The organism is Modicisalibacter coralii, assembly GCF_004117855.1.
GTDB lineage: Bacteria > Pseudomonadota > Gammaproteobacteria > Pseudomonadales > Halomonadaceae > Modicisalibacter > Modicisalibacter coralii.
In genome coordinates this window covers 13,628-26,921 of the sequence record NZ_QWBW01000009.1, presented here as the reverse complement: position 1 = coordinate 26,921, position 13,294 = coordinate 13,628, and the positions used below count along the sequence as shown (strand labels likewise).

At 63.8% G+C, this 13,294-nt stretch carries 8 protein-coding genes; 2 read left to right on the top strand and 6 right to left on the bottom strand.

Annotation, left to right across the window (positions count from 1 at the left end; translation table 11 throughout):
• Positions 1-126 precede the first annotated feature (126 nt).
• Together D0901_RS05100 and relB are read left to right on the top strand one after the other, a co-directional pair.
• Positions 127-2,010, top strand: coding sequence for a type IV secretory system conjugative DNA transfer family protein (locus tag D0901_RS05100; protein WP_129139218.1), 1,884 nt, complete (start codon positions 127-129; stop codon positions 2,008-2,010).
• Between the two features lie 56 nt (positions 2,011-2,066).
• Positions 2,067-2,261: a type II toxin-antitoxin system RelB family antitoxin gene (relB, locus tag D0901_RS05095; protein ID WP_129139217.1), complete on the top strand. Its 195-nt coding sequence runs from the start codon at positions 2,067-2,069 to the stop codon at positions 2,259-2,261.
• A 742-nt stretch (positions 2,262-3,003) separates the two neighbouring features.
• On the opposite strand, the gene D0901_RS05090 is transcribed toward relB, so the two are convergent.
• The 6 genes from D0901_RS05090 to D0901_RS05065 all read right to left on the bottom strand — a co-directional run bounded on the left by D0901_RS05090 (position 3,004) and on the right by D0901_RS05065 (position 13,108).
• Positions 3,004-3,336 (bottom strand): type II toxin-antitoxin system PemK/MazF family toxin, encoded by a 333-nt coding sequence (locus D0901_RS05090; RefSeq protein WP_129139216.1) that lies wholly within the window; start codon positions 3,334-3,336, stop codon positions 3,004-3,006.
• Positions 3,336-3,590, bottom strand: a complete 255-nt coding sequence (locus tag D0901_RS05085; protein WP_129139215.1) for an AbrB/MazE/SpoVT family DNA-binding domain-containing protein — start codon at positions 3,588-3,590, stop codon at positions 3,336-3,338. Before D0901_RS05085 ends, D0901_RS05090 begins: the two co-directional genes overlap by 1 nt.
• A 376-nt stretch (positions 3,591-3,966) precedes the next feature.
• Positions 3,967-5,151 (bottom strand): GGDEF domain-containing protein, encoded by a 1,185-nt coding sequence (locus D0901_RS05080; RefSeq protein ID WP_162500824.1) that lies wholly within the window; start codon positions 5,149-5,151, stop codon positions 3,967-3,969.
• A 318-nt stretch (positions 5,152-5,469) separates the two neighbouring features.
• Complete coding sequence (locus D0901_RS05075) at positions 5,470-7,164, bottom strand: mechanosensitive ion channel family protein (protein WP_129139213.1); 1,695 nt, start codon at positions 7,162-7,164, stop codon at positions 5,470-5,472.
• A 278-nt stretch (positions 7,165-7,442) separates the two neighbouring features.
• On the bottom strand, positions 7,443-10,322 hold the full coding sequence (locus D0901_RS05070; RefSeq protein WP_129139212.1) for a WG repeat-containing protein: 2,880 nt from the start codon (positions 10,320-10,322) through the stop codon (positions 7,443-7,445).
• Positions 10,319-13,108: a WG repeat-containing protein gene (locus D0901_RS05065; RefSeq protein ID WP_162500823.1), complete on the bottom strand. Its 2,790-nt coding sequence runs from the start codon at positions 13,106-13,108 to the stop codon at positions 10,319-10,321. The genes D0901_RS05070 and D0901_RS05065 overlap by 4 nt, the downstream gene beginning before the upstream one ends.
• Positions 13,109-13,294 lie beyond the last annotated feature (186 nt).

Genomic DNA, 13,294 nt, shown 5'->3' with positions numbered 1-13,294 from the left:
CAAAATCGGCCGAAAAAGCGGAGTTTACGCGCCTTTATCTTGACTGAATAATCGGCACATTGCTGAACCCTCAGCGGGGCGTGTCTGCCCTGTTCGGGGGAGGATGACGACAGGGAGAACTGCCGCATGGATGAGCGCGAGAACTCTTGGCACCAAGAAGGCCAAAAGGCCGGCGAGCACTGGCGCCGCGCCCGCAAAATCGTGGCGTCGCTATTGGCCCCGCTGAGGACGCTCGGCCGCACCTTGGTCGGAGGGGGACGGTACGTGCCGGCGCCAGGCTGGCTGCCTTCGCCTCGGAGCCAGGGGGTGCGGGGGCTGATTTACTCAGCTCAGGCGTTCGCCTTGGTGCTGGGGGTGATCCTGTTGACCGGGGGCGATGCGATGACAACGCTGGCGGCCGATCCGGGTCAAGTGCTGTGGTCGGTATTGCTGCCCGTGGCGGTGCTGCTGGGTGCTCAGACCTGGTGGCAGCGTCGCCATTCGGACTCGGACCCGCGGCGCTGGGTGCTCTTGGCTCCCGTCGCCATCGTCGCCATGTGGTGGGCGGCTATTGTCGTGCCCTGGTATGACCTGGTGCGCAGTGTTGGTGGGGGCATCATCGTGCTGGTGCAGCTGGTGATCGTCGTGGGCCTGGTAGGGGCTGGGATCGCTGCTTTCCTGCGGCTTCGGGACACGACACCTTCGGTGGAGAAGCATCGCCCGGACCTGCTGGCTGACCCCGCCATCCATCGAACAGTGCAGGGGCGCTCACAGCCGGGTGGTGTGCTCGCCGGCGAAGTGGGAGGACAGCCGCTGCATATCGGCACCCAGGACCGCGCCTGCGTCATCGGTCCGCCTGGCACCGGCAAAACGGCCTTCCTGGTCGCTCAGCTGCTGGACTGGGCCGAGTCGGGCCGCTCGTTCGTCGTCAACGACATCAAGCCCGAAATCCTCGAGATCGTCCGCGAGCGCCTGGAGGCCAAGGGCTATCGCCTGCTGGCGTTCAACCCTACGGCTCAGAGTGGAGAGGGTTACAACCCCCTCGATGACCTGGAGAGCCCCGAAGCCGTGGGCGAGCTGGCGTCGGCCCTGGTGCCGCCGACAGATGATGCTGAACAGTCGGTGTTCATCGAGTCGGCTCGCGACCTCCTGGACGCGCTCATCTGCCACCTGCGCGACGCTGCGGGCGGGGCTTCGCTGCCGAGTCTGCGGGACTATGTTGCGCAATTCAGCGATCACCGGGAGCTGCTGCGCGAGCTGGCCGCTAGTCCGTCGCCGGACGCCCGCGACCTGGCCAACGGACTGCGCATCATGGCCAACAATGAGCGCCTGATGGGCTCGATCTTTGCGACCTTCCAGTCGAATCTCCGTTTCCTGCGCTTCCCGGCGATCCGCGAGGCCCTGGCGGCGTCGGATTTCACACTGGCCGACCTCTGCCGGGGCCGCGTGGGGCTGTTCCTGCAATTCGAGGAGTCCCAGCAGCAGACCACGGCCCGACTGTTCTCGGTGATGATGGGCCACGTCCTGCGCTATCTGATCGAGCACACCAACCGGGCGCCGGTGCTGTTGTTGCTCGATGAGATCGGCAACGTGCCCCAGGTGGCGGGACTCGTGCAGAAGCTGAACACCATCCGGTCCCGCGAGCTGCCGACATGGTTGTATTGGCAGAGCCGGGAGCAGATGCAGCCGTATGGGACGAAAAACGACGAGGGGCCGAATATCATCATGGGGGCCTGCGACCTCCACCTGGTGTTCCGCCTCAATGACAATGGCACGGCCCAGTGGGTGAGCGACAAGATCGGCAGCGTGGACCGCTTGATCGAAGCGGTCAGTGCCAGTGAAGACCCCGGTTTCCTCAGCTCCGAGTACACGTACACGCACAGTCAGTCCCTGGAGCGTGAGCCGATCATCTGGCCCCACCAACTCCAGCAGCTCGCCCAGGGCGAGGCGGTTTGCACGTATCAAGGGCTCGCGTGGCGTGGCACCGCGACACCGTATTACCGCCGCTGGCCAGAGTTTGAGCGGCGATGACTTTAAGGGGATAAAGTCCCGATATTGGCGGATTGCCATCGAGAGGAAGCCATCGCATGAGCACCCCACTGAATCCACGCATCAGCGAGTTCGAGACGCAGGAACAGGTCGACAGCTACGATCGTTGGTTTCGCGAGCGCGTCCAGCGCAGCTTGAACGGCCCGCGGCCCAACATTCCCCATGATGAGGCAATGGCCAAACTGCGCTCTCTCCTCTTGGAGTCCAAGAAGCGCCAACATACCGCTGGTTAGGAGATACCCATCGACACTCCTGAGCAGAAGAAGATAATCCTTCACGGATGCCAGTGCGGCTAAGCATGGCCTTGCTGGGCTTGCGAGACAGCCTCTCCGATGTGTGCTTTGAGGGCGCGGGCAGCACGACCTCCACGGCGTGATTTTCGCCAGGCTCCCAAGACCAGCACCACAACGCCAGCGATTGCCGCATAGTCCCACCTGGCCATTCTCCAAGGATGAGCGAAATAGCCACTCGGCGGCAGTGTGAGATACACCACCAAGGCAGCTACAGCCAGCGCAAAAATGAGTGAAACACCGGTGATGCGTTCTAGACGAAGCCGCCTCTGCAACGTTTTCGCAGGGATAATGTCGTGCGACCGACCGGTCGAGTGATTCACGAGTGAGCATAACCAGCCACGCTCACTGCGAGGGAGGCCAGCACAAACCACGGTGACTTGCTGACCAGCACGCAGTGGCACTTTGACATCCTCGAGCTGGATGGATTGTTCACGCCCATCACCCCCGCGAATCCAGAAGTCATGGTATGTTTTTTGTCTCATCCGTACGCGGGCATTCCCCACGCCACTACGGGCTGTGACGCGGGTTTCGCTGTAGCGATCTGAATCTAGAACTTCCCCTTGAAGCTTCCAAAACTGTACCCGCTTGCCTCGGTAATTGAAGTCATCCATAACTTTTCACCAGCGCAGTTCCTAGAGTTTCCATGCTTAATAGCCTCCTAACGGAAGCAAGACAGTATGGCTCAGCTCACCAAGGTCGCCAGCTTGGCAAGCACATCATCCATGATCTCTGGCGGCACGTTCTCCACCCATCGTCCCTGACGGGCCTCGATGTCCAGGGTGCGGATCTGACTGCACAGCACGACGCCGGTAGTGGTCGTGCCCGCTTCGGCCAGCGATACCGTGAAGCCTCGGGAACGCGCGAAGTCGCCACCGTTGGTGATCGGCGCAACCAGGGGTGTGCCCATGGCGAGATTGAACGCGTCCGGTGACACGATTAGCACCGGACGCATGCCCTGCTGTTCATGGCCCCGCGTGGGGTTGTGCGAAACGAAATAGATGTCACCGCGCTGCATTACAGCAGCTCACGGCCGACGGGCTCGGCATCCAGCCACTCGCGCTCGCCAGCGGACATATCTGCCGTGGTGTCGCACTGAGCCAGCAGCTCCTCAAGGGAATACCGCGGCTTAGCCGGCTCCACGATCAGACGCCCGTGATCGACCTCGATATCAACCTGAGAGCCGGCGTGCAGGTGCAACTGATCGAGCAGTGCCCGCGGCACCGCCATCATGACAGAGCCGCCGACGCGGCGGAGATTGGTGGTACTCATATTGGCCTCCTTAACCAGCAGCGCACTAGAGCATGAGTTATACAAAAATATAACTCAAGGACGCCCGCGCCGCAATCACCAGCGAGTTGTTCAGCCGTCTCTTTTTCCTTTTCTGCCCCTTTTATCTTTAATAACTCATTGATTATAAGGTGTTTGTAGAGAAAAAAGGAGGTTTTTGCGGTTTGAGAGGGAGGGATTTGCGGTACCGGGGAGAGATTTACGGTCTCAGTCCCACAGAGCCCAGTAAACTCAAGATTACGCGGGTTAAATGAGCATTTTGACCGGGCTCGCGCACGAGGCCGATTTTAACGCCGTATTGTCGAGCGCAGGCATTTTGTAAACACTCTCTGACACGACGGTTCGCGCTGGGGCGCCGTCAGGAGCGGCCCGGGCTCCCCAAGGCCAGGCGCATCTCCTCGGCGGCGCGCCCCATCATGGCTCGGCTCGCCTCGGCGGCCGCCCCCTCGCCATCTTCGGCCATCTCGTCGTCGCGACCGCAGACCCGGTCGCGACCGCTCCGCTTGGCCGCGTAGAGGCGTCGGTCGGCCATCGCCACCAGGGCATCGATGTCCTGGACCTCGCCATTCACCGCCACTCCCGCGCTCAGCGTCAGGGTCAACTCCCGCTGCACATCCAGCCAATAGGGTGTCTCGCGCACGCCGGCGATCAGGCGCCTGGCGATGCCCATCGCCTCGTCATGACTCATGCCGCGCAGTACGGCGATGAATTCCTCGCCGCCATAACGCCCCAGCATGTCCTCCTCGCGCATATTGAGGCGCAGGCATTCAACCACGTGGCACAGGGCGCGATCGCCGCGCTTGTGGCCGTAACGGTCGTTGATGCGCTTGAAGTGATCGATATCCAGCATCAGCAGCGCGAATGGGGCACCGCTGGCCTGAGCCCTTTCGACCTCGGCCAGCATCGCCCGGCGATTGTAGACGCCGGTCAGGGCGTCGTGGTTGGCCTGACGGCGATAGTTGAGCTCCAGACGTTCCGTGATGCCCTCGAGCTGACGCAGGATCACTCCGAACAGCAGGCTGACCGTGGTCAGATTGGCGACCAGCAACAGGTCGGCGGCCAAGGGCGACAGCGCATTCGCGGCCGGGGCATCGCCCACCGTCATCAGTTGCCAGGCGGTCAGTGCCAGCAGGCCGGCACTGACCAGCAACTTGACCCCTTGCGACAGATCGCTGATGTAGATGATCAGCATGATCAGCGCGAAGTAGAGCTCGAAGCCCAGGCCGCTGCCGTAGACGCCGATCGCCGTGAACATGTGCGCCGTCATCATCGTCAGCAGCAGCAGCACGGCGCTGCCCATGTAACCACGCCGGTGTACCTCGCGAGCGATCAGTGTCCCCGCCAGCCCGGCCAGGGTGATGCCCAGCAGCGCTTTATCGCCCAGCAGCCAGAACATCGGCACCAGATCGAGGACATAGGTGAAGATGGCGATCAGATAAAGACGTGACAGGGTCTGAAAGTACCGCTGACGCTCGGGCGGCAGGGGGCGAGTCGGCAGACTGCGCTTGAACCACGCCGCGAACGGGTGATGACGAGCACGCATGAAAATTCCCTTTCTCCTTCCGCCGGCTTCTTGCTGGCGGTTGCTCCCGCCGTCTGAACGGCGGGCGCGTGATGATCCGGCTCTCGGTTCACGTTCACTTCCCGGGCCTCCCTGCCCTGGGACGCGCGAACGCTCATCGCCTGCTGGCGACGCGGTGACGAGTGGCGATCGTGCGATGGCTGGCCCGGCAAGTACCGGACCCATACAGAGTCGACGGGCTATAGGGTAGTCGCTATCCCCCCTTCCTTGCTAGCGCGGTGAGGCCGTGCTGCCAGACAGCCGTCCAACGCTGGAGCGCGAGTCGCGGCATGCCGGCGGTCACGGGGTCTGGCCACCCCCGGCGTCATTGACGCGCGCCACATCCTCGTGGGTGACCACCATCACGCTGCGCGGCCACCATTCCGGGTGATGTTCGCGGATGAAGGCCATCAGGCGCTCACGGACGTTCATTTCCGCGACCCAGCCGCCGAACGGATCCGAGGTCATCAGGTAACAGACGACCGTCTGAGCCGTCTCGGTCTGCCCCGTCACGTAACAGCACAGCTTGTGATGCTCGACGATGTTGTCCTCCTCCTGGGCATATTCCAGGAACTTCTCCCGCAGGCACTGGATGTCCGCACTCAGGTGCAGCGTCAACGCCAGACTCCGATACTCCTTGGTGCTCTTCACCGACAGGTTCTCGAAGGGCTTGGAGACGAAGTACGTGACCGGCACGATCACGCGACGCTCGTTCCAGCAGCGCAGGCGGATGAAGGTATAGAAGATGCCCTCGACATAGCACCACTGGTCCTCGAACATCACCAGGTCGCCGATGCGGATCGACTTCGCCAGTGACAGCTGGAACGACGACAGGATGTTGCCCAGCACCGCCTGACCGGCGATACCCACCAGGACCGTCAGCACACTCGCCGAGGCCAGCAGCGACATGCCCAGCGTCTCGAAGAGCTGGACCTGGCTCAGCACGTAGACCGTGACCGCGGTGACCGTGACCAGGATGATCATCCGCCGCAGGGCGTAGAGCGTGGTCAGCAGCTTGCGCTGGTCGCGGGGCTTGGAGTCGTCGATCTGGCCCATCAGCCGCCGCGTCAACCGCAGCATGAGGGTGTCGACGAGGCGAATCGCGATCATCCCGGCGCCCCAGGCGAGAATGCCGATCAACAGCACCCGGAAGGAGGTGGTCGCCACCGCCGAGAACGAGACCACATAGTCGAGCAGCGTCTGGGTCACCAACGACATGACGATGAGCGCCACGGGCAGCTTGATCTGGCCGACGAAGATGCTCGGCACGCCGGCCGGCAGCCAGCGGGTCATCACGCCCACCAGCTTGTAGACCCACCATCCCACCAGGCCCACCGCCAGCAGTACCAGCGGGATGGCGATCCACTCCCAGACCTTGAGGATCCCCAGCGAGGTCTTGAACGACGGAGGGATGTACTCCTCCAGCAGGGAGGGGCCGTACGCCTCGTACAGCAACGGCAGCGACGTCAGGCTGTCCGGCGTGATCAGCCATACCGGCTGCTCGTCGCCCACCTTATAGCGCCCCAGGCGAATGTCGTAGGCTTCCCCCTTGGCGGTGAGCGAGGCCAGCTTGATGTTGCGCCGCGGCTGCCCCGCGTGGGGGCGCTTGTCCGCCGGGTGCTCGGTGGCCCCGTCCTGCCGTCCGGGCAGGCTGGAGACCTGCAGCCACTCGCCGCGCTTGAGCACCTGGGCCAGTTGCCGGGCAAGCTCCCCGCCACGCTGGCGCTGCTCCGCCGGGGCCAGGTTGGAAAGATTCAGGATATGCGCCGCCGCGTCGTATTTCTCCTGCTTGGTCAGCTCCAGAAAGCTGCGGATCGTCTCGCGGGGCGTGGTCTGCTTGACCGCTTCGGGGGCCTCGTCCAGCCCCGTGTTCAGCGAATCGACGGAGAACCAGAGCGCCGACTGGCTCTCGTCCTCCTGCGCCGCGCACAGGCTGGAAAATACCAGCGCCACTGCGGCCACCAGCCACAGCCGCCATGAACCTATCGTCTTCATGTGTCCTTACCGATTCAGGGGGTCTTCCGTGTATACCACCTATCGCCGGCGCGATCCCGGTCCGGCGAATGGCCTCGCCTGCGGGCACTCCCGCCCGCAGCGCGGCCAAGTACAGCGTGCCGGCCAGGCGCTCGTCCAGAACATGAGTTAGACGGTGCGGCTTATTCCCAATCCTCTCTGCGATGACGTCCTTCGTGGGATTACGCACTGGAATACCAGCATCGAAGCCATCCATGCCTCGTCGCTATTCGGACCGCCGGGCAACGGCATCAACGGCATCAACGGCAGCGCTGCGGCAAACGCGTCGGCCACAGGCGCTCCTTGTCGGGGCCATAGAGCACCCTGACGCCACACTCGTTCGTCACGCGGGCGATGGTACTGCCCTGCTGGTCGATCAGCATCGCGCTTTGCGCCGTCGTGACGATGGCGCGTCCGTTCTCGAAATCCGTTACCTGATCGTAGACCGGTGATATGACGTAGCGTCCGTCCTTGTCGATGAAGCCGTAACGATCCTCGCGGGCTGCATAGGCCAGACCGTTATCCGCGGGCAGCCCGAGGTCCGAATAGCGTTCCGGCATCGCCAGACGTTCCCCCGACGCATTTATCCAAAACCCGTCCTGACCATTGGAGCGGCTTACCAGCGCCGTATCGTTGTGGAACACGCCCGCCTCGCCGTCGACGCTGAGGGTGATCTCGCCGCTCGGGTCGGCGTATTTCGTCGTCGTCGAACTGCCCTCGCGAACACGCCCGATGATGCGAGAGGCGTCCGCCGGCCAATACCATTCGCCCTCCGGCAGAGTCGCGACGACGGCGCCCTCGGCATCGATGATTTCCGTCCCCTCATCGGTGTAACGCAACGCCCTTTGCGACTCGGCATGGAAGTCACTGCCCATGCCCGGTTCGAGGGCAACGGCCCATTCGCCGTTGTCGTCGAGGTAGCCGGTAGCGGTGCGATGCCGCCGCTTGATCCAGTCGCCCATCACGCTGAACGCGACCTCGTGGCCGTCGATAAGGATCTCCCCGGCGGGGCTCAGCAGCCTGTGGACGCCGTCGTTACCGAGCGCCCCGGCCTCGACGTTGCCATTGTCGAGCAGCTCCGCCGAAAGCCGGCCTTCGGTATAGGGGACGACGATTTCGCCCTCGGCGTCGACCAACGCCCGGGGCACGTCCTCGAAGGCGTCGCTCCCAAGGCGCCGCTGGACGATCCACAGCCGGCCATTTACCGGCTCGACCGCGGCATACGCCGGCGCCAGGACCCACTCACCGGCCCTGTCGATCACGCCGGCCTTGCCGTCCGATGAAACCGCCACGGCCTGGCCGTCCTGAAAGTCTCCCACGTCCTGGAACCGAGGCTCGGTGATCGGCTGCTGCGCGACAAGGTCGTAGAGGCTGAACAATGCCTCCTCCGACGCGCTCTTGCGGTAGCGTACGACCCCGGGGGCGACCACCGACATGGCGAACCCGTTGGGCACGTCGAAGAGCTGCCCCGAACGATCGACGACTCGCGTCACGCCATTGCCGTAAACCAGCGCATGGCCGTTGTGGAAGTCGTCGATATGCTGCTGCTTCGCGGCGAGCAGGACCGAACCCGCTCCATCGAGGATGCCCACCCCCTCATCCGTGTGGAACACGAAGCGCCGCTCGTCCACGAATTCGTCCGCATAGACTGGCTCGACCTTGTGCCAGTCTTCATGCAATACAAGCTGGCCATCGGCCATCAACAGGCCGGCGCCGGGCTTACAGTGGTGGTATGGGCACTCACTGACCAGAGCAATGGCGACCGGCTGGTCCCCGGCGGCGCCCTCTTCCACTTCCCGGGGTTCGACGTTGTACTCGCCGAGGCGCTCGAGCGTGGGCTTGTCGAGCAGGGGGCGCCCATCGGGACCGGCGATCTGGAGCAGTGTCTTTTGCTGGTTGCGGAGCCATGTCCAATCCCCTTGGCGTTCGACATAGTCGATCGTCTGGAACCAGTCACCGCTATCCTTGGCCGAGAGATAGGTGCCGGACTCGAGAATCACGCCCGACAGGGTGTCGCCGTCGAACACCACCAGGAAGTCGGCGGCGGGCGCCTCTTTCAGAGTGACTTCGGGGGCGAGCGAGACCGGCTCAGCGAATGCCGGCCCGAGGACCTCCGTGCTTTCATCACCGGGAGCGACCAGGAAGGCGCCCATTTCCCTGGCGCGACGGCCGGCCTGAGCATCGAATTCGGCGAGCCGCTCGCCCTGCAAGTCGAATGCCGCATAAGTCCCATCGGGCCGCCTGGCATACCATAGCGCCTCATTAAACCGAGCGACTGAAGCGCCCTTGACGACCATGCTGCCATCCTGGCGAATCAGTGCATCACCCGCCGGGCTGTCCCAAGCCACGGCGACCGCCCCCGGTTGCGACGGGACTCTGATATCCTGGTAATCCGGTTCGACCTGCCACTCAAGGTCTGCGTCGATCAAGCCATAGCGGTAATCGCGGCGCGCGATGAACAGCCCCGATGAACCGAGCGGCTCGACCAGGGTGACTCCCTCGGGGACGGCGAGCGTCTCCCCGTCGGCATTCTCGTAGGTATCTTCGTACTCGACCTCGACGCGCACAGGAGAACCGTCGCCGACGCGAAACCGCGCCACAGGGTCCTGCAGCGGGGCATCGACCGGCTTGCCGGCACGGTCGATGAGCCGCCAATCGCCCTCCAGGACAACAGCGGCGATGCCCCCGTCCCCGAACGACTGCACCTCGTCGAACCGGGGTTCGATGGCCCAGTCCCCCCGGCGATCGATGTACCCCCAATGGGCACCGTCGTAAGCGGCAGCCAGCCCGGCCTGGAAATGCCCCACCCGCTCGAAGCGCGGGGGTATCGCCAGCTCTCCCGCCTCGTTGATGAAGCCCCAACGATACGCGCTGCTCCCCCCGGCCGTGGCGACATCATCGATGTCTTCCCCCTCGGCGGGTAACCGCAGCGCCGCCAGCCCATCGTGCAATTCGCTCAGGCAAGAACTGCCACGCCGGCCCCCATGACCGTCCAGTCGGTAGGCCTCGAAACTCCGGACGTGGTTCGACGTAAAACAACGATCCGCATCCCGCGCCGCCGCGTCTGTCGGCATCAGGATCGACAGGCTGGCGGCAATCGCCAGTGTCGCCAGGGAGTGGAACGCACCTTGTCCAATCATTGAGCACCATCCTTGTCTTGCGCACCGTTCTCTTCCCCGGAATCCTCTCCCAGACAGGAGAAGGTGGTCTCATCGAGTTCCGCCGGCCAGGTCACCTCATCCTGGGGGTTGGTGACCACGAACCGATTGCAGAGGACGCCGAATCCAAACGTTTTCCGACCCTGAGGATCGATGAAGAACATCCCCTGTCCGTTGCCGAAAACCAGTGCCCGGGACTCGCTGAAGGTCGAGACGCGAGCGTAAGCGGCCGGGATGACGATCTCACCCGCCCGGTCGATGAAGCCGACAAGGTCGCCCGATACCTTGCGACGCTCGAACGCCGCCCGATCCTCGCGCATGGGACCCAAATTGCTGAAATGGGCCCCCGTCACCTTCTCGCCCTGCGCGTTCATGACGCCGTAGAGACGCGCACCCTCGTCCCGCCAGGCGACCAGGCCGTTCGCCCCCGAAGCCTGATCGATGGCACGCTGCCCCGGGATGCGCGTCAGTTCCTCACCGTCGGTGTTGACGAGCGCCGTCGCATCGTCGTCCTCCAGGTTCAGGGAGTAGCGCATCATCCCGGGAATGGGCGTCAGGTTGTCCACCGGCTGAACGTTACCCGCGTCGTCCACCACGACGGTCTCGTGACCATCATGGACCCGCACCTGCATCAGGGGCGGCACGAAGTCCAGTGATTGCGTATAGGCCGGCTCCACCTGCCACTCCCCGTGACTGTCCAGGGCGCCATCGAGATCCTCGAAGAGCGTGAGGGCCAGCGTGCCGTTGGTCTCGAAACGGTCGACCAGGCCCTCGCCGCTGGCCAGCGTGTTACCCGTGTGATCGATGAGCCGGACACCGCCATCGACTGGCTGGACCAGCAGGCGCTCCGGCCCGGCCACTTCCGCGGACTCGTACAGCAGATCGGTGATCGGTCCCCCGGTCTCGGTCGAGACCAATTGGTAACGCCAGTCGCTACGGCGTTCGTCCTCACCGGCACGGCGCTTGATCTCGTAGATACCCGGGGCGATACGCTCCGGCGACGACCGGTCCTCGTGCAACGGCTCGACGACCCACTCACCCTGCCGGTCGATGATCCCCCAGCGTTCGTCGCCGGCATCGGTTCGCACCGCGGCCGGCGCATAGCCATCGACGAACTCGGAGATGGACGTGAACCGGGGCTCCACCACTACCGCACCTTCGGCGACACTCCAGAGTCCCCATCGGGAATCCCCTTGCGACGAGCGTTCGCTGAACTCGAGCAAACCGGCGTTGAACCCGCGCTGGTGCTCGAAGATTTGCGGGCTGAGCGGGTAACGCTCGCCGTCTCGATCGACGATGACCACCCGCCCACCGAAGTTGGGCTGGGCCAGCGTATAGTCACCGGAGAACGCCACCATGTCGTCGTAGTCGGCAGGGATGACCCAGTCCCCGTTGGCATCGATGGCGCCGATCCGCCCCTCGAGGGTTTTCACCAGGGCCGGCGCGAGCACATCGTCGGTATCCGGGAATGCGTCCCAGTCCCCGTTGCTGACGATCTCTCCATCGGCGGTCAGAACCGCCAGTGGCCGGCCAGCCTTGCGCGGTTTCAGCGCGGCGAGAGGAAGCGACCGCTCGCCATCGCCTGCCTTCAGATCCGCCGGCAGCGTGAACAGATCGACTTGATACTCCTTCAGACGCTGGCGGGTTGCGTCGTCGATCAACGAGTCACCCGCGAGATCCCGGATATCCATGACGTTCCTGGCCTCGTCATACAGCCAGAGCACACCGTCGCGGTAATAGAGCGTCTCGAGCCCGGGCGCGGCCATGCGAAGCGTCTCGCCATTGCGGCGGGCGATGACGACGGCATCCTCCAGCTCGTACAGGACGAACTCGTCGCGTTCAACATAGGGTGAGGCACGGCGCTCGAGCGTCTCGATCTCATTGCCGGCCGCATCCACCAGCCACCGTTCATGATCGTCGCCTTCAGCGACCCAGGTACCGGTAAGCAACGGCTTGAACGAACGGTAGTCGCGCGTACCCAGCAGTCGGCCCTGGTTGTCGTACAGCCGCCACGTGTCGTCGTCCTCGACCGCCGTCAGCTCGCCATCGGTCACCGGCTCGTCCGTGGCATCGAGCACCGCCGGGGGCAGGCGCCACTCCCCATTGGCGTCGAGAATCCCCCAGCGCGCGCGCTCCGGCGACTGCCTGACCCGGACGGCGAAGACGTCCGACGCCTCGGCGCTGACGGACAAGAAGGCCGTGTTCTCGGGCAGCGTCACTCCCTCACCATCCTCGACCCGCCAGACCTTGGGCGGCGTCGGCACTCTGACCGGGAACAGCGCTATTTCCGGCTGGTGGAACGTGGAGCGATAGAATGTCCCGTAAGGCAGGCGCCTGAGGGTCGCGCCATTACGGTCGATGAGCGTATAGCGACCCGCTTGCTTGACCATCGCCGCGCCGCCCGTGCCGAACGGATTGGCCTCTTCGAACTGCGGCGCAATGACCCATTCGCCCCGGGCGTCGATGTATCCCCACTTACCGTCGAGGGAGACGGCGGCCAGCCCGTTGGCGAAATCCATCGCGTCGTCGAACCGTGGCTCGATCACAACCGCACCGGACTTGTCGACATAGCCTATGGTCGGCCGTCGCGCATCGAGGTCTCCCAGCAGTGGCGCGCGCGCCAAGCCCTCGTGGAAGACCCCGAAACAGCTCAGACGATCGCTCTGCCAGTTACAATGAGTGGGCCAGGGCACGATCGCGGACTGGGCAACGGGAGAGAGAACGGCGGCAAGCGCACCGACCAGAGACATTGAAATGACACGAAACATCATGGCTCCTTTAATAAAATCCTTTTTATAGCCGTCTATCACGCGTATTAAGCGATAAGCCCCTCATAGCGGATGAGCCACGCCGAACGAGATCTCGCGTTTAAAATCCAGCCCGGAAGAGTACACGCCCGTGGACCGGCACGCCAGACATCGGTTTTTTACGCCAGCATCATCCAAACTGGCGCT

Coding starts and splice junctions, on each gene's coding strand:
- D0901_RS05100 (WP_129139218.1), top strand. CDS start 127: ATGGATGAGCGCGAGAACTCTTGGCACCAAGAAGGCCAAAAGGCCGGC.
- relB (WP_129139217.1), top strand. CDS start 2,067: ATGAGCACCCCACTGAATCCACGCATCAGCGAGTTCGAGACGCAGGAA.
- D0901_RS05080 (WP_162500824.1), bottom strand. CDS start 5,151: ATGCGTGCTCGTCATCACCCGTTCGCGGCGTGGTTCAAGCGCAGTCTG.
- D0901_RS05065 (WP_162500823.1), bottom strand. CDS start 13,108: ATGTTTCGTGTCATTTCAATGTCTCTGGTCGGTGCGCTTGCCGCCGTT.
- D0901_RS05070 (WP_129139212.1), bottom strand. CDS start 10,322: ATGATTGGACAAGGTGCGTTCCACTCCCTGGCGACACTGGCGATTGCC.
- D0901_RS05090 (WP_129139216.1), bottom strand. CDS start 3,336: ATGCAGCGCGGTGACATCTATTTCGTTTCGCACAACCCCACGCGGGGC.
- D0901_RS05085 (WP_129139215.1), bottom strand. CDS start 3,590: ATGAGTACCACCAATCTCCGCCGCGTCGGCGGCTCTGTCATGATGGCG.
- D0901_RS05075 (WP_129139213.1), bottom strand. CDS start 7,164: ATGAAGACGATAGGTTCATGGCGGCTGTGGCTGGTGGCCGCAGTGGCG.